The sequence below is a fragment of the Micromonospora sp. NPDC049257 genome (assembly GCF_040678915.1).
GTDB classification, from domain to species: Bacteria; Actinomycetota; Actinomycetes; order Mycobacteriales; family Micromonosporaceae; genus Micromonospora; species Micromonospora antibiotica.
Window position 1 is genome coordinate 333149 of the sequence record NZ_JBFAQU010000005.1, and the last position, 20350, is coordinate 353498.

General features: G+C 72.4%; 17 protein-coding genes. 7 read left to right on the forward strand and 10 right to left on the reverse strand.

Annotated features, from left to right (window positions below; all coding sequences use genetic code 11):
* The first annotated feature begins 33 nt into the window (after nucleotides 1-33).
* A complete protein-coding gene (locus AB0K25_RS11680) occupies nucleotides 34-714 on the forward strand; it encodes a M23 family metallopeptidase (RefSeq protein WP_357536543.1) in 681 nt (226 codons plus the stop codon).
* Between the two features lie 270 nt (nucleotides 715-984).
* Here the strand turns inward: AB0K25_RS11680 and AB0K25_RS11685 are convergent, their stop codons facing one another.
* Both AB0K25_RS11685 and AB0K25_RS11690 read right to left on the reverse strand, forming a co-directional pair.
* Nucleotides 985-1461, reverse strand: coding sequence for a hypothetical protein (locus AB0K25_RS11685; RefSeq protein WP_357536545.1), 477 nt, complete (start codon nucleotides 1459-1461; stop codon nucleotides 985-987).
* Between the two features lie 495 nt (nucleotides 1462-1956).
* Complete coding sequence (locus tag AB0K25_RS11690) at nucleotides 1957-2640, reverse strand: histone deacetylase (protein ID WP_357536547.1); 684 nt, start codon at nucleotides 2638-2640, stop codon at nucleotides 1957-1959.
* Between the two features lie 174 nt (nucleotides 2641-2814).
* Between AB0K25_RS11690 and AB0K25_RS11695 the strand changes: the two genes are divergently transcribed.
* The gene (locus AB0K25_RS11695) at nucleotides 2815-4236 is read left to right on the forward strand and encodes a diguanylate cyclase (RefSeq protein WP_308290930.1); all 1422 of its coding nucleotides are present in this window, start codon (nucleotides 2815-2817) and stop codon (nucleotides 4234-4236) included.
* 12 nt (nucleotides 4237-4248) lie between these two features.
* On the opposite strand, the gene AB0K25_RS11700 is transcribed toward AB0K25_RS11695, so the two are convergent.
* Nucleotides 4249-5310: an aspartate-semialdehyde dehydrogenase gene (locus AB0K25_RS11700; RefSeq protein ID WP_208567686.1), complete on the reverse strand. Its 1062-nt coding sequence runs from the start codon at nucleotides 5308-5310 to the stop codon at nucleotides 4249-4251.
* Between the two features lie 5 nt (nucleotides 5311-5315).
* A complete protein-coding gene (locus AB0K25_RS11705; RefSeq protein ID WP_208567685.1) occupies nucleotides 5316-6581 on the reverse strand; it encodes an aspartate kinase in 1266 nt (421 codons plus the stop codon).
* 243 nt (nucleotides 6582-6824) lie between these two features.
* Between AB0K25_RS11705 and AB0K25_RS11710 the strand changes: the two genes are divergently transcribed.
* The 3 genes from AB0K25_RS11710 (at nucleotide 6825) to leuA (ending at nucleotide 10308) form a co-directional block, all read left to right on the forward strand.
* A complete protein-coding gene (locus AB0K25_RS11710; protein ID WP_357536551.1) occupies nucleotides 6825-7646 on the forward strand; it encodes a hypothetical protein in 822 nt (273 codons plus the stop codon).
* An 84-nt stretch (nucleotides 7647-7730) separates the two neighbouring features.
* Nucleotides 7731-8261: a nitroreductase family protein gene (locus tag AB0K25_RS11715; RefSeq protein WP_219465130.1), complete on the forward strand. Its 531-nt coding sequence runs from the start codon at nucleotides 7731-7733 to the stop codon at nucleotides 8259-8261.
* A 292-nt stretch (nucleotides 8262-8553) separates the two neighbouring features.
* A complete protein-coding gene (gene leuA, locus AB0K25_RS11720; protein ID WP_219465131.1) occupies nucleotides 8554-10308 on the forward strand; it encodes a 2-isopropylmalate synthase in 1755 nt (584 codons plus the stop codon).
* Between the two features lie 140 nt (nucleotides 10309-10448).
* Here the strand turns inward: leuA and AB0K25_RS11725 are convergent, their stop codons facing one another.
* The gene (locus AB0K25_RS11725; RefSeq protein WP_363819875.1) at nucleotides 10449-11912 is read right to left on the reverse strand and encodes an MFS transporter; all 1464 of its coding nucleotides are present in this window, start codon (nucleotides 11910-11912) and stop codon (nucleotides 10449-10451) included.
* A gap of 107 nt (nucleotides 11913-12019) precedes the next feature.
* On the opposite strand from AB0K25_RS11725, the gene AB0K25_RS11730 reads away from it, so the two are divergent.
* Nucleotides 12020-12679: an HNH endonuclease family protein gene (locus AB0K25_RS11730; protein WP_219465133.1), complete on the forward strand. Its 660-nt coding sequence runs from the start codon at nucleotides 12020-12022 to the stop codon at nucleotides 12677-12679.
* Complete coding sequence (locus AB0K25_RS11735) at nucleotides 12661-13152, forward strand: hypothetical protein (protein ID WP_219465134.1); 492 nt, start codon at nucleotides 12661-12663, stop codon at nucleotides 13150-13152. The genes AB0K25_RS11730 and AB0K25_RS11735 overlap by 19 nt, the downstream gene beginning before the upstream one ends.
* Nucleotides 13153-13290: 138 nt before the next feature.
* On the opposite strand, the gene AB0K25_RS11740 is transcribed toward AB0K25_RS11735, so the two are convergent.
* The 5 genes from AB0K25_RS11740 to AB0K25_RS11760 form a co-directional block, all read right to left on the reverse strand.
* Complete coding sequence (locus tag AB0K25_RS11740) at nucleotides 13291-14367, reverse strand: oligopeptide/dipeptide ABC transporter ATP-binding protein (RefSeq protein WP_219470434.1); 1077 nt, start codon at nucleotides 14365-14367, stop codon at nucleotides 13291-13293.
* 191 nt (nucleotides 14368-14558) lie between these two features.
* On the reverse strand, nucleotides 14559-15545 hold the full coding sequence (locus AB0K25_RS11745; RefSeq protein WP_208567679.1) for an ABC transporter ATP-binding protein: 987 nt from the start codon (nucleotides 15543-15545) through the stop codon (nucleotides 14559-14561).
* A 127-nt stretch (nucleotides 15546-15672) separates the two neighbouring features.
* Nucleotides 15673-16770 carry an ABC transporter permease gene (locus tag AB0K25_RS11750; protein ID WP_219465136.1) on the reverse strand — a complete coding sequence of 366 codons (1098 nt, stop codon included), beginning with the start codon at nucleotides 16768-16770 and terminating at the stop codon, nucleotides 15673-15675.
* Nucleotides 16767-17774 carry an ABC transporter permease gene (locus tag AB0K25_RS11755; RefSeq protein WP_208567678.1) on the reverse strand — a complete coding sequence of 336 codons (1008 nt, stop codon included), beginning with the start codon at nucleotides 17772-17774 and terminating at the stop codon, nucleotides 16767-16769. Before AB0K25_RS11755 ends, AB0K25_RS11750 begins: the two co-directional genes overlap by 4 nt.
* A gap of 99 nt (nucleotides 17775-17873) precedes the next feature.
* The gene (locus AB0K25_RS11760; protein ID WP_219465137.1) at nucleotides 17874-19550 is read right to left on the reverse strand and encodes an ABC transporter substrate-binding protein; all 1677 of its coding nucleotides are present in this window, start codon (nucleotides 19548-19550) and stop codon (nucleotides 17874-17876) included.
* Nucleotides 19551-20350 lie beyond the last annotated feature (800 nt).

The following is a 20350-nucleotide window of genomic DNA, read 5'->3' on the forward strand; positions in this document are numbered from 1 at the left end:
GAGTCGGTGGCCGGGAGACCGGGAAGGAGCCCGATGTCGATCCCCGATCCGGTCGTGCTCGCCCTGCCGTTCCGGGGCACCTGGCTGGTCCGCAACAGCCCCGCCCGGCGGGTGCCCAGCCACGGCACCGACCTCTTCGCCACCACGTACGCGATCGATTTCGTGGCGGTGCGGGGACGACGGACGGCGACCGTCCGGGACTGGCGGACGCTGCTGGCGACCGAGCCGCCGCAGCGGTTCCTGGCCTTCGGGCGGCCGATCCTCGCCCCCGCCGCCGGGCGGGTGCTGGCGGTGCACGACGGGGAGGTCGACCACGAGGCCCGCCGGTCGCCGACGACGCTGCTGGGCTACGCGCTGACCCAGGCGGCCCGGGTCCGCCGGGGCGCGGGCGCCGTCGCCGGCAACCACGTGATCGTCGAGCTGGCCGGCGGCCGGGGGTACGTCCTGCTCGCCCACCTGCGCGCCGGGTCGGTCCGGGTGGCGGTGGGTGACCCGGTCGACGTCGGGCAGGAGTTGGGCGACTGCGGCAACTCGGGGAACTCCACCCAGCCGCACCTGCACCTACAGGTGATGGATGCCGCCGACCCGTACGCCGCCCGGGGTTTGCCGATGGCCTTCCGGCACTACCGGTCGTGGCGGCGGCCGGGTGACCCGCCGGTCGAGGTCGACCGGGGCGTCCCGGGCGAGGCTGCGGTGGTCGAGCCGGCGCGGTGACCACCCCGGGCGCGGGGGCGTCCGCCGCCCGGCGCGACACGACGACCCGGTCTTCCTGGCAGGGTGTACGGCAGGGCTGCGCTGCGCCGCGCCCGGATGTCCGACTGGACGATCGTGGTACCCGTCCTCGCGGTGTTGCTGCTCGTCACCTGGAACCGCGAGCTGCCGGGTCTGCTGGTGGCGGTGGTGGCCCTGCTGCTGGCGGACGCAGCCCTGAGCTGCCCACCCTGCCCGGCGGGCGGGCGGGCGGCGTCGTGCCCGCCGGCAGGCTCAGTCGTCGTGACGTTCGGTGCGGGCGACCTCGGCGAACGCCGCCTCCAGGCACCCGGCGAACGGGGCCCCGGTCACCGTGAGCAGGTCGACCACCAGCAGCGGCGCGTGGGCGGCGACGGCGGCCGGGTCGGGCGGGGTGTCGTCGTCGCCCGGGTCGTAGACGCCGAGCGCCCCGGCCAGCAGGACCAGCACCACCTGCGGGTCGACGTCGGGTCGCCAGGTGGCGGCGGACCGGACGCAGCGTTCCAGCACCTGCCGCACGTCGTCGCTGTCGAGCCCGTCGGGGTGGGCCTGCTCCAGCAGGAGCCGGACCACCCCACCGACGACCAGCCCGGCACGGTCGGCACCGGCGAGCCGGACCACCGCCCGGTCGTACGCCGCGCCGTCGCGGGCCTGGGCGGCGTCCACCGCCTCGGTGGCGGCCACCGCGATCTCGCGGGCCGGGGCGGGCAGGTGTCGCCAGGTCACCGTCACCGGGCCAGCATGGCAGAGCCGACCGACACCGCACCCGCCCGGACCACCCACCGCCCGCCGGCCACCTGTCGATCCGAGACGGCCCGGGGTCGGAGCCGGATCCCGGATCACGAGGCGGACCCAGGGTCGGCGGCGGAAGGGGGTCCGCGGCGGGAGCGGGACGGAACCGGGTCGGGGTGGAAACGGGTCGACCGCCCCGGGGTGGGACGGCGGCTCCCGGTGCGAGGAGTCGCCGGCCGTTCACCCGGGACGGTCGGACGGTGGCCGGCGATCGCCCCTCCGCGCGCCGGTCACCGTGGGTGCTCCCGTACGGACCGTCACCAGGCCCCCGGTGATCGGCGGGTACGTGTAGCTGCCCTTGCTCCCGTCGGTGACGCCGTCATGAGGACGTCGACCACGGAGAGTGTGCGCCGAGGCTATAGGTGCCGGACGACAACTGTTAACTCGAAAAGCGCCGCGCCGGCAAACAGATCCGCCAGTCCCGGCAGTGGGGTCCTAATGGCGATCATGGGTGGCGCGATGGTCCGACGGGGGCGTCCCTTCCACCGATCCACACTCGTCCGCCGGGTGGATCAGGGCGACCAGTCGGTGCCGGGTCCAGTGCCCGGCCACCCCCGGTCGGGCGGCCAGGTAGTCGATCGTCTCGGCCGGCGACCAGCCGTGCGCCTCCCGCAGCCCGTCGGCGATCATCCGCAGGTAGACGGGGGCGGGCGGGGTCCATGCCACGTCGGCGGCCCGCCACGGGGCGGTGAAGGTGAGCATCGGCAGCCCGTCGGCGGTGCCGACCCGCAGCAGGGTCTCGTACCGGCCCGGGCCGAGGGTGGCCCGGCCGGCGGCGACCGCCTCGTCGAGGGCGGGCAGGTCGTCGCCAGGCGGGCGGTACATCTCCTGCGCCGCGAGGTCGGCGAACTGCGCCCGGGTGAGCAGGTAGCCCCGGGCCGCCGCGACGCCGGGCAACTCCGGGTCGTAGAAGGCCATCCCGCCGGTCCAGGCCCGGGACTCCCCGGCGAAGTAGATGCCACCCGGGATCAGCACCGGTCGCGTCCGGCGCGGTGGTCGGCAGTCCCGACAGCCGGGGTACGACCGCAGCCCGCCGGGCGGCCGGCCCCCGGCGAGGTACCAGCCGAGCCGGGCGGCGTGCAGGTTCGACCCGTAGGCGACGTACCAGAGCAGCTCCACCCGGCCCCTTCCGCCGCCTCCGGGCCTCCCACGCTATCGCCCACAGGCCCTGTCCACACCCTGTGGATGAAACATGTGTACGAACGAAGTGATCTTAGTGTGACCGGCTCCTTCCCGCTGAGTACGCTTGATTGCAGCCCCCGGCACCCGTCGGGCCTTCTCACCTGGAAAAACGTGGATCACGAGCGAGTCGTCCGGGACGTCACGGTCCGCCTGCCGATGGCGTCGACCGCTGCCGAGGCGTGCCGGTGGACGGTGACCGCGCTCGCCCGGTACGTCCCCGCCACGATCTCCGTCCTGCTCCAGGCGCACGACCGGCTCCGTTGCATCGCCGCGACCGGCGCCTGGCAGGTGTTCTCCACCGTCGCACCCAAGTCGGGCATCGTCGGCCGGGTGTACGCCTCCGGCGGGGGCGCCACCGTCGACGACGTCACCACCGACCCCGACTACCTGCCGTTACGCCCCGACGTCACGGCCGAGGTCTGCGTACCGGTGCGGGACCCGGCGGGGCGGGTGATCGGCGTGCTCGACCTCCAGTGGAGCGGGCCGGTCGAGCTGGCCCCGTGGCGGGAGACGGCCGAACGCCTCGCTGAACGCCTCGGGGCCCGGATCGCGGCGCTGGGCGGGCCGCCCGCCGAGAGCCGCAGCGAGAAACTGCTCCGGCACGCCACCGCGATGACCTCGGCCCCCACCGACTGGGATCTGATGGCCGCCGCGCTCACCGCCGCCCGGGAGGTCTCCACCCTCTCCACCGCCGTGCTGGTGCTCGCCGGTCGGCACGGCCCCCGGGTCGGCGCACCCACGACGGTCCCCACCGAGTGGGAGTCGCGGATCCGGGCCGCTCTCGCCGACGCCCCGCCCGCGCAACTCGACCGGCTCGTCGCGCGGGCCCACCGGTACGGCGCGGCGTACACGCTGGGTGAGGCGGGGTGCCCGCCCACCGAGGAACATCTCGCGCTGGCCCGTGCCGGGGTGCGCACCCTGGTGTCGGTGCCGGTCGGTCCGCCGGACGACGGTGGGGTGCTGCTGGTCGCCGACGAACGGCTGCTGCGCCCCGACCCGACCACGGTCAACCTGATGGAGCTGCTCGCCGGGCAGGCGTGGGCCGCCCTGGAGCGGCTGCGCACCCTGGCCCAGCTGCGGGAACAGGCAAGCCTGGACCCGCTCACCGGGCTGCGGCACACCGGCACGTTCGGGCGGCGGATCGCGGCGGCCGCCCCCGGGCGTACCGCACTGCTCGCCATCGACGTGGACGGTTTCAAGACCGTCAACGACACCTACGGTCATCAGGCCGGGGACCGGTTGCTGGTGGGGCTGGCCCGGGCCCTGGAGGCGGCGCTGCGGCACGGCGACGAGCTGTACCGCACCGGCGGCGACGAGTTCGTCGCGGTGATCGAGGTGGCGCACCCGGACGAGGCGGTCCGGATCGCCGAGCGGCTCACCGAGGCGGCCCGGCGCACCGGCCGTACGATCAGCGTCGGTGTGGCCCTCCCCCACCCCGGCGAGGCGGCCGACCGCACCCTGCACCGCGCCGACCAGGCCCTCTATGCCGCCAAGCACCGGGGCCGGGACCGCGTGCACCTGTCCACCGGCTGACCGACCGGTCGGTCAGGGGCGGGAGCGGGGTTTGACCACGAGTTCGGCGACCTGCGCGGTGTTGAGGGCGGCGCCCTTGCGGAGGTTGTCGCCGGTGACGAAGAAGTCAAGGGCGCGCGGGTCGTCGACGGCCCGGCGGATCCGGCCGACCCAGGAGGGGTCGGTGCCGACCGCGTCGATGGGCATCGGGAACTCACCAGCGGCCGGGTCGTCGACCAGGATCACGCCGGGGGCGTTGCGCAGCGCCTCCCGGGCCCCCTCGGCGTCGACCTCGGTGGCGAAGACCGCGTGCACCGCGACCGAGTGGCCGGTCACCACCGGCACCCGTACGCAGGTGGCGGAGACCTTCAGGTCGGGCAGACCGAGGATCTTGCGGGACTCGTTGCGGACCTTCATCTCCTCGGAGGACCACCCGTCGTCGGCCAGCGATCCCGCCCACGGCACCACGTTCAACGCCAGCGGCGCCGGGAAGGGCCCCAGGTCGTCGCCGACCGCCTGCCGGACGTCACCGGGCCGGCAGCCGAGCACCCGGTCCCCGGCGATCTTGCCGAGTTGCCGGTGCAGCGCGTCCACCCCGGCCTGGCCCGCCCCCGACACCGCCTGGTAGGACGCGAGCACCAACTCCCGTAGGCCGTACTCGCGGTGCAGTGGGGCGATCGCCACGATCATGGTCAGCGTGGTGCAGTTGGCGTTGGCGATGATCCCCCGGGGGCGGTGGTCCACCTGTTCCGGGTTGATCTCGGGCACCACCAGCGGGACGTCCGGGTCCATCCGGAACGCGGCGGAGTTGTCGACGACCACCGCTCCCCGGTCGACCGCGATCGGTGCCCACCGTGCCGACACCTCGTCGGGCACGTCGAAGACCGCCACGTCGACCCCGTCGAACGCCTCCGGGGTGAGTGCGCCGACGGTCAACTCCTCACCCCGGCAGCGCACCTTCCGCCCGACCGAGCGGGCCGAGGCGAGCAGCCGGATCTCTCCCCAGACGTTGCGCCGGGCGGAGAGCAGGTCACACAGCACGGTGCCGACAGCCCCCGTCGCCCCGACCACGGCCAGGGTGGGCTGCGGTGCCACCGGGGCTACCGTCCTGTTCCCGCGTACACCACGGCTTCGGAGTCGCCGCCCAACTCGAACTGGTCGTGGATGGCCCGGACCGCCCGGTCGAGGTCGGTGTCCCGGCAGACCACGGAGACCCGGATCTCCGAGGTGGAGATCATCTCGATGTTGACGCCGGCCGCGCCGAGGGCGGCGAAGAACCCGGCCGCCACGCCCGGGTGCGACCGCATGCCCGCGCCGATCAGCGACACCTTGCCGACGTGGTCGTCGTAGAGCAGGCCCTTGAACTTGACCGGCTCCTGGATCTTGCTGAGCGCGGCCATCGCCGTCGGGCCGTCGGCCTTGGGCAGGGTGAACGAGATGTCGGTACGCCCGGTGCCCTCGGTGGAGACGTTCTGCACGATCATGTCGATGTTGATCTCGGCACCGGCCACGGTGTCGAAGATGCTGGCGGCCGCGCCCGGCTCGTCGGGCACCCCGACGATCGTGATCTTCGCCTCGCTGCGGTCGTGGGCGACCCCGGTGATCAGTGCCTGTTCCACGGGAAGGTCCTCCATCGATCCGGTGACCATGGTGCCGGTGTTGGTCGAGTATGACGAACGGACGTGGATCGGCAACCCCGCCCGGCGGGCGTACTCCACGCTGCGCAGGTGCAGCACCTTGGCGCCGCAGGCGGCCAGCTCCAGCATCTCCTCGTAGGTGATGTGCCGGATGTGCCGGGCGTTGGGCACGATCCGCGGGTCGGCGGTGAATACGCCGTCCACGTCGGTGTAGATCTCGCAGACGTCGGCGTACAACGCGGCGGCGAGCGCCACGGCGGTGGTGTCCGAACCACCCCGGCCCAGGGTGGTGACGTCCTTGGTGTCCTGCGAGACGCCCTGGAAGCCGGCCACGATCACCACCGCCCCCTCGTCGAGCGCGCCCTTGAGCCGCCCGGGGGTGACGTCGATGATCCGCGCCCGACCGTGCGCCGAGGTGGTGATCACCCCGGCCTGCGAACCGGTGAACGAGCGGGCCTCGTACCCCAGGTTGTGGATCGCCATGGCGAGCAGCGCCATCGAGATCCGCTCCCCGGCGGTGAGCAGCATGTCCAGCTCACGCCCCGGCGGCAGCGGGCTGATCTGGTTGGCCAGGTCGAGCAGCTCGTCGGTGGTGTCGCCCATGGCGGAGACCACCACCACGACGTCGTCACCGGCCTTGCGGGCGGCGACGATCCGCTCGGCGACCCGCTTGATCCGCTCGGCGTTGGCGACGGAGGACCCGCCGTACTTCTGCACCACGAGTGCCACGACGGCGCACTCCCTCCCAGCGACGACCCTGAGCGTGCCGACGCCGCCGGCTGAAGTCCGGCGGCGCGTGTCAGACCTCCCCAGGGTATCGGGCGGTACGCGAGAGCGGGTCAGGTGATCCCACCATCCGGCGCGGGCGGCCGATCCGGACGGGCATTTCCCGTGCGGCGGCGCCGACACGCCGACCCGGCGACCCGTGGGCGCGGGGCTGCCCGCGACGGCCGCCCGGCGCAGAATGACCCGGTGCAAGCCCACCCCCGCACGGCCCGCCGGTCGATCGTCGTCCCGGCCCCGTCCCGGCCGACACTGCCGGCTCCGCTGCTGCTGGTGCTGCCCGTGTTGCTGGCGTTGCCGGCCGGCTGCGCCGCCGACGGCCCGGCCGCACCGCCGACCGCGGCCCCCTCCGATCCCGCGCCGGCCGTGGCGGACACCGCCCGGGACGAGCTGGCCGCGTTGGCCGCCGCCGCCCGGGACCGGCACCTGACCGCCCGCTACACCCTGTCCGGCACCGACGGCCCGACCCGTGACATCACGGTGGTCAGCGCCGCCGACGGCAGCTGGCGGGTGGACGTGCCGGGAGGCGCACTCGGCGGTACGGCCGACGTCGCGCTCGCCGCCACCCCGGACGGGCTCTTCCAGTGCGGGCTGCCGTCGGCCGGCCGTCCCGGGCCGGCGAGCTGTGTGCGGCTCGGCGGACGCGACGACGCGGTGCCGCGCCCGCTGGACCCCCGGGTGCAGCACCCGTTCACCGACTGGTTGGCGGTGCTCACCGACCGGCGTAGCGCACTGTCGGTCTCGGTGGCGACGGCCCCGCCCGGGGTGCCCGGGAGCTGCTACGCGGTGGAGAGCACCGCCGCCTCGCTGACCCCACCGCTGGACGTGGGGATCTACTGCTACCAGCCGGACGGCACGCCCACCTTCGTCCGGGCGGCGCTGGGCACGTTGACCCTGGCCGGCCCGCCCGGTCCGGCGCCGGACACGGTGCCGCTGGCGGGGCCGGTGGTGACCGGAGAGCCGCTGGGGCAGCAGGCGGAGCAGTCCTCCCCGAGCCCGGGAACGTCCTGACCCGTCAAGGCGTTACGGGTGCTCTTGACCACATTTGCCTGGGTAACGAAAATGGTCAAAAAGCTCATACGGGATTCTCTTCGCATGGCTGATCTCACTCCGCTGCTCGCCTACCGGTGGAGCCCTCGGGCGTTCCACCCGACCGCCGAGCTGACCGGCGACGAGGCCGCGTCCCTGCTGGAGGCCGCCCGCTGGGCCCCGTCGGCCGGGAACGCCCAGCCGTGGCGGTTCGCCCTCGGCCACCGCGACGACGAGACCTGGAAACGCATCCTGGTCAGCCTCACCGAGGCCGACCAGGGCTGGGCCCGGCACGCCGCCGCGCTGGTGGTGGGCGCGCACACCGGCGGCGACCCGGAACGGCACGCGTACGACCTGGGCCAGTCGATCGCCCACCTGACCGTCCAGGCCACCGCGCTCGGCCTGTACACGCGCCAGATCCGCGACCTCGACCGGGCCGCGCTCGCCGCCGACCTGGACCTGCCGCCGGGGGTCCGCCCCCTGGTGGTGACCGCCGTCGGCCGGCTCGGCGACCCGTCCACGCTGCCCGAGGAGTTGCTGCGCCGGGAGACCGCCCTGCGGCACCGGCACCCCGTCCACGCCCTGCTGCTGGGTTGACGGGTCACCGCCGAACCGACGCCGATCCCGGCGGGTGCGATGCGGATCTCAGAGTCCGGACCGACCTTCCCACCCCCCGTCTCATCACGTAGGGTCACTCTGTCATGTGGCAGGCGTACCTTCTCCTTGGTCGCCGCGACGGGGCCTGACCGGCCGGCACCCCGTCGCGGAGTCGAACCGCGCCGTCCAGCAGATCCGAACTTCTTTCGGCACCCGTCCGGGCATCGCCGCCCGACCCCTGCCGACATCATTCGCAATGCTGACGCCACCTGACCCACGGGAGCACTCCGTCATGGCTCAACCTGTCACCACCGACGCCGAAGCCGATCAGATCGCCCGGCAACGTCCCAGCCGGATGCCGTACCAGCGCTACGAGCCCTACCACCAGCAGTTCCGGATCGACCTGCCGGACCGCACCTGGCCGACCCGGCACGTCGAGGCCGCCCCCCGCTGGTGCGCGGTCGACCTGCGCGACGGCAACCAGGCCCTGATCGACCCGATGTCGCCGGAACGCAAGCGCCGGATGTTCCAGCTGCTGGTGCAGATGGGCTACAAGGAGATCGAGGTCGGCTTCCCGTCGGCCAGCCAGACCGACTTCGACTTCGTCCGGCAGCTCATCGAGCAGGACCTGATCCCCGAAGACGTCACCATCCAGGTGCTCACCCAGTGCCGGGAACACCTGATCGAGCGGACCTTTGAGTCGCTGCGCGGCGCGCGCCGGGCCATCGTGCACTTCTACAACTCCACCTCCACCCTCCAGCGTCGGGTGGTCTTCGGCCTGGACCGCGACGGCATCGCCGACATCGCCACCCAGGGCGCCCGGTTGTGCCGCAAGTACGCCGAGATCCACACCCCGGACACCGACATCTACTACGAGTACTCGCCCGAGTCGTACACCGGCACGGAGCTGGAGTACGCGGTGGAGGTGTGCGCCAAGGTCATCGAGGTGATCGACCCCACCCCGGACCGCAAGCTGATCATCAACCTGCCGGCCACCGTCGAGATGGCCACCCCCAACGTCTACGCCGACTCGATCGAGTGGATGCACCGGCACCTGCCCCGCCGGGACAGCCTGGTGCTGAGCCTGCACCCGCACAACGACCGGGGCACCGGGGTCGCCGCCGCCGAGCTGGGCCTGCTGGCCGGCGCGGACCGGATCGAGGGCTGCCTGTTCGGCAACGGCGAGCGCACCGGCAACGTCGACCTGGTGACGCTGGGGCTGAACCTGTTCTCCCAGGGCATCGACCCGATGATCGACTTCTCCAACATCGACGAGGTCAAGCGGGCCGTCGAATACTGCAACCAGCTGCCCGTACACGAGCGCCACCCGTACGCCGGCGACCTGGTCTACACCGCCTTCTCCGGCTCCCACCAGGACGCCATCAAGAAGGGCTTCGACGCGCTGCACCGCGACGCCGAGGCGGCCGGGGTGCCGATCGACGAGTTCACCTGGGCGGTGCCCTACCTGCCGATCGACCCCAAGGACCTGGGCCGCACCTACGAGGCGGTCATCCGGGTCAACTCGCAGTCCGGCAAGGGCGGCGTCGCGTACGTCATGAAGACCGAGCACCAGCTGGACCTGCCGCGCCGGCTCCAGATCGAGTTCTCGGGCGTCGTCCAGCAGGTCACCGACCACGATGGCGGCGAGGTCGAGCCGGGCACCATGTGGCAGATCTTCGCCCGCAACTACCTGCTCGACCACCAGGTCGACCCGGCCGTCACGCTGACCGGCTACACGATCGGCACCGTCGACGGCAAGGTCGAGATCGAGGCCCAGGTGGTCGTCGACGGCGCGGCGCGCACCCTCACCGCCGTCGGCAACGGCCCCATCGACGCGTACGTCAACGCGCTCCAGTCGGTGGGCGTGGCCGTACGCGTGCTGGACTACCACGAGCACGCCCTCTCCTCCGGTGGCGACGCCCAGGCCGCCGCCTACGTGGAGTGCGACATCAACGGCCAGACCGTGTGGGGCGTCGGCACCGACCCCAACATCGTCACCGCCTCCATCAAGGCCGTCACCAGCGCCGCCAACCGCACCCGGTCCTGATCGCCGCCGTCCGGGCTGGTGGTCGTCACCGGACGATCCCGGATCACGACCACCAGCCCCGGGCCGGCTGCCGGTCCGGGGCGGCACGGCCGGCCGAGCCCACCCCGCCACCGGCCGGCCACCCCGGCGCGTCCATCCCGCTACGTGCCCCGGGTCGACGGCGCGGCCCGACCCGGGGCGCGGTCCGGGGACGGGGGACGGCGGACCAGCAGGGCGGCCAGCAGCGCGCCGCCGAGCAACAACCCGGCGCACCAGGCCATCGCCCCCCGGAACGCGTCGGTCAGCGCGCCGGCCTGCTCGTAGCCGGTACCGGACAGACCCACCAGCAGCGGCAACGCGGCCACCGCGAGCAGACCGCCGGTGCGCGACGCGGCGTTGTTGAAGCCGCTGGCCACCCCGGCGAACCGGTCCGCCACGGCGGCCAGCACCGACGCGGTCAACGGCGCCACCACCAGGGTCAGCCCGATCCCGAACAGCAGCACCCCGGGCAGCACGTCCCACCAGTACGACGCGCCCGGCCCGACCCGGCGCAGCAGCAACAACCCGCCGGCGGCGACGACCGGGCCGACGGTCAGCAGCAGCCGGGGGCCGATCCGCGCCGACAACGCCCCGGCCCGCGCCGAGCCGAGCAGCAGCAGCACCGTCATCGGTACGGTGGCCAGCCCGGTCCGCAGCGCCGACCAGCCGACGACGTTCTGCAGGTAGACGGAGAGGAAGAAGGTGAACCCGCTCAGCGCGGCGTAGACCAGCACGGTGAAGACGTTCAGCACCGAGAAGAGCCGACTGCCGAAGATCGTGGTGGGCAGCATCGCCCCCTCGCCCCGGTGCCGTTCCAGCAGCACGAAGGAGACCGCGGCGAGGACACCGGCACCGGCGGCGAGCAGCACCGGCCAGGAGCCGACCCCGCGTACCGGGGCGTCGATCAGGGCGTAGGTGAGCCCGCCCAGCGCCAGCGCGCCGAGCAGCGCACCGGCGATGTCGAACCGTCGGCCGGCACTGCGGGAGACGTTCTCGTCTCGGCTCTCCGGCACCCAGCGCATCGCGGCCAGCAGCACGCCGACCGCGAGCGGCAGGTTGATGAAGAAGATCCACCGCCAGGAGAGCGCGTCGATCAGCCAACCCCCGACGAACGGGCCGAGCGCGGTGGACACGCCGGACAGCCCCGACCAGGTGCCGATCGCCCGGCCCCGGTCGTCCGGGTGGAAGCTCGCCTGGAGCACCGACAGCGACCCGGGGGTGAGCAGCGCCCCGCCCGCCCCCTGGAGGAACCGGGCGGCGATCAACTGGTTGGTGTCCTGGGCGAGCCCGCACAGTACGGAGGCGACCGCGAACCAGACCACCCCGATCAGGAAGATCCGCCGCCGGCCGAACCGGTCCCCGAGCGACCCGCCGAGCAGGACGAACGCCGCCAGCATCAGCGCGTACCCGTTGACCGTCCACTGGAGACCGGCCACGGTGGCGTCGAGGTCCGCACCCAGGCGGGGTAGTGCCACGTTGACCACGGTGCTGTCCAGGAACACCATGCCGGAGGCGAGGATCGCGGCGAGCAGCGTCCCCCGCCCGGCTGTGGTACGGATACGGAGCGCGTGAGCCGGTGCCGTCATGGGTACCAATCTGCACGCCCACATCCGGAGACGCCACGAAATGCGGAAACCGTGCTTGGGTACTGTGCGGGATCGCCGGAAGCCCGCAAGCTGGAAAGGTGTCGTCTGTGCGTACCAGATCAGGAGGCCGCGCGGCGGTGGCGGCGGCCCTTGCCGCGCTGCTCGCCCTCGGCGCGGGTGGTTGTGACGTCTCGGTGGCCGAGCCGGAGGCGCCACCCGGCAACTCCGGCAACGTCGGTGAGCAGCTCGCGGAGCTGACCGTCGCCGAGGCCGGTTCGATGAAGGGCTACAGCCGCGACCGCTTCCCGCACTGGCGGGACACCGGCAAGAACTGCGACGTCCGCGACAGCGTGCTCCAGCGGGACGGGAAGGACATCCGCCTCTCCGGCTGCAACGTGGTCGGCGGGCGGTGGGAGAGCGTCTACGACGGTCGGACCTTCACCGACCCCTCCGACGTGGACATCGACCACATGGTGCCGTTGGCCAACGCGTGGCGTTCCGGCGCCGACGAGTGGGACGACGCCAAGCGAGGTGACTTCGCCAACGACCTGACCCGGCCGCAGCTCTTCGCGGTCTCCGCCAGCTCCAACCGGTCCAAGGGTGACCAGGACCCGTCGCAGTGGAAACCGCCGAACCGCGCCTACTGGTGCACGTACGCGGAACACTGGGTAGAGGTCAAGCACCACTGGAAGTTGACGGTGACCAGCGCCGAGAAGGCCGCCATCACCGACATGTTGGGAGGGTGCACATGGGCGGGCAAGCGCTGACACCGACCGGCCCGGGCGGTGCCGACGCCGGGGCCGACCCGGCCGGGGCGGCAACGACCGGAGCAGGGGCGGCACCCGAGGGGGCGGCACCGGCCGGCGACGGGGTCGACGGGGGCGGGGCCGCAACGGCGGCCACCGCCGGGATGACCGCCGACGGCCGGGCCGCCGGCTCGGCCGAGGTGCCCGGCGCAGGGATGACCGCCGACGCGGGCGGCGACGGTACGCCCCGCGAGCTGACCGCCGACCTGGTCGCCGGCCCCGGTGGGGTGATGACCGACGAGGTCGGTGTGGTGACCGGCGAGCTGACCCTGAAGTCCCGGTACGCCGACGGCCAGGTCACCCTCGCCGTCCAGTACAAGGACGCCGACGAGTGGTACGCGGTGACGGGCGGGACCGCCAAGCTGGCCGACCCGGCCGGCCTGGACGCCGTACACACCATCGCGGTGGCCCTGCTGCACCGCCCCGAGGGCTGACCCGGCACCGCAGCGGTCCGGTCGGCGTCGCCCGGGATCACCGCCGCTGCGGCCGCACCCGTCCCGCCGGCCGCCCGATCGGCGTGGCACACGACGAGGGCCCCTTCCCGTACCCCGGAAGGGGCCCTCGTCGTGTGCTCACAGGGTGGGGATCAGCTCACCGGTGTCGCCCGGCGCCCCGCCGTCGTCCGGTCGGACCAGCTCCGGCGCCACGTCGTGCGGGCGGAGCCGCCCGGCGGCGATGTCCTCGGCGAAGTGGCAGGCCACCCGGTGCCCGCCCACGACGTCCCGCAGCGCCGGCCGCTCGTCGGCGCAGCGGGTCGGCTGCGCCCACGGGCACCGGGTGTGGAACCGGCAGCCGGCCGGCGGGTTGGTGGGCGACGGCAGGTCACCGGCGAGCAGGATCCGCTCCCGCCGGTCCTCCACCAGCGGGTCCGGCACCGGCACCGCCGACATCAACGCCCTGGTGTACGGGTGCATCGGCTCCCGGTAGAGGTCGTCGCTGGACGCCTCCTCCACCAGCCCACCCAGGTACATCACCCCGACCGTGTCGGCGATGTGCCGGACCACCGCCAGGTCGTGCGCGATGATCAGGTACGTCAGCCCGCGCTCGTTCTGGAGGTCCTCCAGCAGGTTGAGCACCTGGGCCTGGATCGACACGTCCAGGGCGGAGACGGGTTCGTCGGCGACGATCAGATCCGGGTCGAGGACCAGCGCGCGGGCGATACCGATGCGCTGGCGCTGCCCGCCGGAGAACTCGTGCGGGTACTTGCTCAACGCCGAGGCGGGCAGCCCGACCGCCTTCAGGGTGTCCCGCAGCCGCCGGTTCGTCGCCTCCTTGTCGTCGGCCAGCCCATGCGCCTTGAGCCCCTCCACCAGCAGCGACTCCACCGACTGCCGGGGGTCCAGGCTGGACAACGGGTCCTGGAAGATCATCTGCATCCGGCGGCGGGCCTTGCGCATCGACTCGCCCTTGAGCGCGCGCACGTCGGCACCGTCGAAGACGATCTCACCGTCGGTCGGCTCGACCAGCCGCAGCAGGCCCCGGCCGAGCGTCGACTTGCCGCACCCCGACTCGCCCACCAGGCCGTACGTCTCACCCGCGTTGATCGACAGTGAGACGCCGTCGACCGCGTAGACGTAGCCGACGGTACGGTCGAAGAGCAGGCCACTCTTGATCGGGAAGTGCACCTTGACGTCGCGCAGCTCGATCAGCGGCCGCCCCTGCCCGGTGGCGTCCCCCGGCCCGGGCTGCCCGGCCCCGGCGTCGCCCGGCGCGGTGGTCGTCCCGGCCCCCGTTCCCGGCAGCCCGGTCGCGGCGTCGTCCGTCCCCACCCGCCCGGTCGCGGCGTCGTCCGTGGCCGACCGCTGGGTCGCGGCCTCGTTCTCCGGTCCGGTCCGTTCGGTCACGGCACCGCCACCTCCTCCGAAACAGGGTTGTTGCAGCGCAGGTCGCCGCCGGTGGCGGTGGGCTCCAACGGGGGCGGGCCGTCCAGGCAGGCGTCCACCACGTTGTCGCAGCGCGGCGCGAAGGCGCAGCCCTCGACCCACGGGATGTTGTCGGCCACCGAACCCCGGATGGCGTGCAGCCGCTCGCCCCGCGGCGAGTCGAGCCGGGGCACCGAGCTGAGCAACCCGTGCGTGTACGGGTGCCGGGGCCGGGCGAACAGCTCGTGCCGGGCGGCCCGCTCCACGACCCGGCCGCCGTAGAGCACGTTGACCGTGTCGCAGAGACCGGCCACCACCCCGAGATCGTGCGTGATCATGATGAGCGCGGTGCCGGTCTCGTCGACCAGTTGCTTGAGCAGGGTGAGGATCTGCGCCTGGATGGTGACGTCCAGCGCGGTCGTCGGCTCGTCCGCGATCAGCAACCGGGGCTTGCAGGCCAACGCGATGGCGATCAGGGCACGCTGCCGCATCCCACCGGAGATCTGGTGCGGGAACTCCGTCAGCCGGCGGTCCGGGTCGGGGATGCCGACCGCGTCGAGCAACTCCCGGGCCTCCCGCAGCGCCTTGCGCCGGTCCATCCCCCGGTGCCGCTCCAGCACCTCGGCGACCTGCACCCCGATCGGGATGACCGGGTTCAGCGAGGACAGCGGGTCCTGGAAGATCATGCCGATGTCCCGGCCCCGCCGGTCCCGCAGGTCGTCCGGGCGCAGCTTGAGCAGGTCGGTGCCCTCGAACAGCACCTCGCCGGTGACCCGGTTGCCCCGCTTCGGCAGCAGCCCCATGATGGCCAGGCTGGTCACGCTCTTGCCGCAGCCGGACTCGCCGACCAGGCCGACCGTCTGCCCCGGCTCCACCGTGAAGCTGACCTGGTCGACCGCCGCGAACGGCCGCTCGCCCCGGCGCTGGAACACCACGCTCAGATCGCGTACGTCGAGCAGGCTCATCGGGTCACTTCCTCACTGTGCTGGTCGTTCGCTCCCGGCTGCGGTCGCCGGCCCACCGGGTGCCCGCCCGGCCCGGGACCGCCGGCCCCCGGTCGGGCGGGTCGCACACCGACCTGCCGCACCGCCGTCACCGCCGGTTCTTCGGGTCGATCGCCTCACGCATCGCCTCACCGAGCAGGGTGAAACCGAGCGCGACCACGATGATCGCGAGCGCCGGATAGTAGGCCAGCTCGGGGCGGACCTCGAAGTAGCGCTGGCCGTCCACACCCAGCATCAGCCCCCACTCGGCCCGGTTGATGTCCGGGTCGCCGAGGCCGAGGAAGGACAACGCCGCCGCGTCCAGGATCGCCACCGCGAAGGTCAGGGTGGCCTGCACGATCACCGCGGTCAGCGAGTTGGGCAGCATGTGCCGCAGGACGATGTTGCGCTCCTTGACGCCCAACGCCCGCGCGGCGAGCACGTGGTCGCTCTCCCGCTGGGCGAGCATCGAGCCGCGCAGCAACCGGGCGAAGACCGGCACGCTGACGATCGCCACCGCGAAGATGACCGTCCACTGGCTCGACCGGCTGGCCATCGCGACCAGGGTGATCGCCAGCAGCAGGCTGGGCAGCGCCAGCATCACGTCGGTGAGGCGCATCAGCACCACGTCGACCCAGCCGCCGAAGGCACCGGCCACCGCACCGAGCAGTACGCCCAGGGTGAGGCCGATCAGGGTGGCGAGCACGCCGACGAAGAGGGTCTGCCGGCTGCCGTGGATCATGCGGGAGAAGAAGTCCCGACCGAGCGGGTCCGAGCCGAACGGGTGCCCGGCGGTGGCACCCGGGATGCTGTCCACGGTCAGGTCCCGGGTCAGCTCGTCGAACCGCTGCACCGGGTCGTGCGGGGCGATCAGCGGCGCGAAGATCGCCACCAGCACGAACAGTCCGACGATGACGGCACCGACGATGGCCACCGGGTTGCGGCGCAGCCGGCGCAGCGCGTCCCGGTAGAGGCTGACCCCGCCCGGGTCGGCGGTGGCCCGCGCCAGCTCGTCGAGCCGGGCCCGCTTACGGTCGCCGAGCCGACCGAGGCTGCGCTCCCGCCGCTGTGCCGGGGTGTCGCCGGGCTGGCCGGTCGGGTTCTCGCCGGCCTGCCCGTCGGCGGCCGGGCCCTCGGCGGGCTGGTCGGTGGGGGTGTCGCCGGTGCGGGGCTTGCCCACGCCGGGGCGGGTGGTCGGGTCACTCATCGCACACGCACCCTCGGGTCGATGAACGCGTAGGAGAGGTCGACCAGCAGGTTGACCAGCACGAAGACCAACGCGGCGAGCAGGATGATCGCCTGGAGCACCGGATAGTCCCGGCCGCCGCTGATCGAGTCGGTGATCAGGGTGCCGAGGCCGCCCCAGTTGTAGACCTTCTCGGTGAGCACCGCGCCGGAGAGCAGCGCGCCCGTCTGGAGGCCGATGGTGGTGACCACGGGAAGCAGGGCGTTGCGCAGGATGTGCCGGCCCCGGATGGTGCGGTGCCGCAGGCCCTTCGCCTCGGCGGTCCGCACGTAGTCCTCGTTGAGCACGTCGAGCACGCTGGCCCGGGTGATCCGGACGATCACCGCGAGCGGGATCGTGGCCAGCGTGACCGCCGGCAGGATCAGGTGCCAGAGCGCGTCGGCGCTGGCGTCGAACTCCCGGGTGAGCAGGCCGTCCAGGACGTAGAACCCGGTCACGGTGGTGTTGTCCATCCCGGTGCTGATCCGCCCGGACGGCGGGAACCAGTGGATGTCCTGGGTGAGGACGTCCTTGAGCAGATAGCCCAGGAAGAAGATCGGGATCGAGATGCCGAGCAGGGTGCCGGCGATGGTCAGGTTGTCGAGGAGTCGGCCCCGGTAACGGGCGGCGAGGTAGCCCAGCGGCACGCCCAGACCGACCGCGATGATCATGGCGGCGACGGCCAGTTCGATGGTGGCCGGGAAGGCACGGGCGATGACGTCGGTGACCGGGTCACCGGAGCGGATCGAGTTGCCCAGGTCCCCGGTGATGACCCGCTGCATGAACTTGCCGTACTGCACGAGGATCGGCTGGTCGTAGCCGAGGGCCTTGATCAGCAGCGCCCTTCGTTCCGGGGTGGCCCGCTCGCCGAGCAGCGCCTCGACCGGGCCGCCGGGCAGGTTGCGCAACCAGACGAAAATCAGCGCGGACAGCGCTATCAGCGTCACCACCAGCTGCAGCAGGCGGCGGACTATGACTCGCAACATCTCTCACACACCAGACTCTCGATGTTCGCGGCATCGGCCCGGGCCGGCACTTGCTCCCGACCCGGGCCGATGCACGCCTACGGCGTCAGCCGACGGACGTCACTTGCTGACGCTGACCGTGTTGAACCGCTCGTCGGTCAGCGGGCTGGCGACCAGCCCCTGCACGTCCTTGGTGACGACGATGGCCGGCGGGGCGTGCCAGACCGGCACGGCCGGCAGCCACTTGGCGGCGATGTCGCGGTTGACCTGCTCCCAGGCCGCCTTCTTGCCCGCCTCGTCGACGGTGCCGTCGGCCTTGGCGATGGCCTCGAACATCTCGGTCATGGCCTGGTCGCCGAACTCGACCTTGCCCCGGCCGAAGAAGGTGCCGACGAAGTTGCCCGGGTCGTTGTAGTCACCGGTCCAGCCGAGGATGTGCAGGTCCTGCTTGCCGAACTGCTGCACGTCGTCCTTGAAGCCACCGTTCCACGGACGCGGGACGCCGTTGACCTTGATGCCGACGGCCTGCAGGTCGTTGGCCAGGACGGTGAAGATCTCCTGCGGGTTCGGCATGTACGGCCGGGAGACGTCCGGCGGGTAGTAGAAGTTGAGGGTCAGCCCCTCGGCGCCGGCGTCCTTGAGCAGCTGCTTGGCCTTGTCCGGGTTGTACTCGTACTTCTGCACGTCCGGGGCGTAGCCGAGCACGGTGTCCGGCATGAACTCGTCGGCGACCTTGGTGCCACCCGGGCCCTTGGTCTGCACGAGCTGCTGACGGTTGAGGGCGTAGGCGATCGCCTGGCGTACCCGCAGGTCCTTCAGCTTGGGGTTCTTCTGGTTGATGCCCAGGTAGAGGATGTTGAACGCCGGGCGGTCGAGGACCTGGAAGCCCTCACCGGACAGCGCCTTGCGGTCGGCCGGGGCCGGGAAGTCGATGCCCTGGACGGTGCCCGCGCGCAGCTCCTGCTTACGGGTGTTCTCGTCCTTGATCACCTTGATGATGACCTTGTCGACCTTGGCCTTCTCGCCCCAGTAGTCGGGGTTGCGGTTCAGGGTGATCTCGTTCTTGGCCTTGTCCCAGCCGCCGAACGTGAACGGGCCGGTGCCGACCGGGGTGGTGGTCGCGAACGAGCTGTACTCGAAGGAGTCGCCGTTCTGCTTGACCGTGTCGGCGTCGCCCTTCTTGAGGGCCTCCGGGCTGGCGATCGAGAGCGCGGTCAGCGCGAACGCGCCGGGGAACGCACCCTTGTACTGGTTGAGGGTGACGACGGCGGTGCCCTCGTCCTTGGCCTCGCACTTGTTGTAGAGCGCCTGGCCGGCACCCTCGGCCTCGTTCTTGGCGAACCCGCCGAAGACGTCCTGGTAGTAGATCATCTGCGACTGGGCGGCGGCGCCCTTCATGTTGTACCAGCGGTCGAAGTTGTAGCAGACCGCGGCCGAGTTGAAGGGGGTGCCGTCGTGGAACTTCACGCCCTGACGCAGCTTGAAGGTCCAGACCTTGCCGTCGGGGTCGTGCTCCCAGCTCTCGGCCAGGCCACCCACCAGGTCAGCCGTGCCCGGCTTGTGCTGGATCAGCGTGTCGTACATCTGCCGGACCGGCCGGAACGACTCACCGTCGTCGTTGAAGATCGGGTCGAAGTTCTTCGGGTCACCGGCACCGGCGAAGATGAAGGTGCCGCCCGTCTTGGCCTCGCCACTGCTGTCATCGCCGCGGTCGCTCTCCGCACAGCCGGCCGCGCCGACCGCCAGGGCTGCAACGGCCACGAGGCTCACGGCCGTCCTTAGCCTTCTCGCCTGCATCTCTCACCTCTGTCATCCGCCTGAACAACGCCGGTCCATGGCTCGGTCCGTGAGCGGGAGGCTATGACACGTCACACCGAAGCGGAACGGCCGTTAGGCAATCGCTATCAAGCCGACACCAAGCGCAAGGTCTGACACCGCCGGATCTCCCGACAAACAGGACTGTCACAGCGGTACCTCGGAGATATGTCCGCAACCGCCCGGACCATCCGAGTCCGCGGTCGTTCCCGGTCACCCGCCGGCACCGGACCAACCGGCCGCCTCCCGCAGCCCGGTCGGCGGGGCACCGGTCGGGGACCGTAACGGCCGTCGTGCGCACCGTGTCCGGTTCCGGGAGTACGCTGCCGCGCCCGCCCGGGCGGTCTGCGTGTCATGGGGTCGACGTCCCGTGACCGGCGGCACCCCCGGGCCGGAATCCGGGCCGGCCCGCAGGCGTTACACCCTGCGTACGACCGCAGCAGCACCCCCCGGCGGCCCGGCCGACGCCCCCCGGCGGAATGAGCGGGCACCGACGGTCGTTACACCTCCCACGAACGACCGCAGCAACACCCCCGACCGGCCCGCCTCCGCATCCGTGCGGGAATGGCCCCGGCACCCCGGTCGTTACACCTGACCCCGGCACGAGCGGCCCACCTCCCCGGCCGGGACCCCCGAACTCCCCCCACCTGAGCGCCCCGACGTGGTGCCCACGCCCGCTACGCCTGCCCCCCGGCAGGCACACCGACCCCCCGGTCGGTCCCCGGGCGTCAACCCCGAAGGAGCTACCCCCATGAACACCACCATCCTGCGTAAGACCGCCC

Excerpts from the sequence above, each read along its gene's own strand:
- AB0K25_RS11680 (WP_357536543.1), top strand. The coding sequence starts at position 34 with ATGTCGATCCCCGATCCGGTCGTGCTCGCCCTGCCGTTCCGGGGCACC.
- AB0K25_RS11755 (WP_208567678.1), bottom strand. The coding sequence starts at position 17,774 with ATGTTGCGAGTCATAGTCCGCCGCCTGCTGCAGCTGGTGGTGACGCTG.
- AB0K25_RS11735 (WP_219465134.1), top strand. The coding sequence starts at position 12,661 with ATGGGCGGGCAAGCGCTGACACCGACCGGCCCGGGCGGTGCCGACGCC.
- leuA (WP_219465131.1), top strand. The coding sequence starts at position 8,554 with ATGGCTCAACCTGTCACCACCGACGCCGAAGCCGATCAGATCGCCCGG.
- AB0K25_RS11715 (WP_219465130.1), top strand. The coding sequence starts at position 7,731 with ATGGCTGATCTCACTCCGCTGCTCGCCTACCGGTGGAGCCCTCGGGCG.
- AB0K25_RS11745 (WP_208567679.1), bottom strand. The coding sequence starts at position 15,545 with ATGAGCCTGCTCGACGTACGCGATCTGAGCGTGGTGTTCCAGCGCCGG.
- AB0K25_RS11725 (WP_363819875.1), bottom strand. The coding sequence starts at position 11,912 with ATGACGGCACCGGCTCACGCGCTCCGTATCCGTACCACAGCCGGGCGG.
- AB0K25_RS11750 (WP_219465136.1), bottom strand. The coding sequence starts at position 16,770 with ATGAGTGACCCGACCACCCGCCCCGGCGTGGGCAAGCCCCGCACCGGC.
- AB0K25_RS11760 (WP_219465137.1), bottom strand. The coding sequence starts at position 19,550 with ATGCAGGCGAGAAGGCTAAGGACGGCCGTGAGCCTCGTGGCCGTTGCA.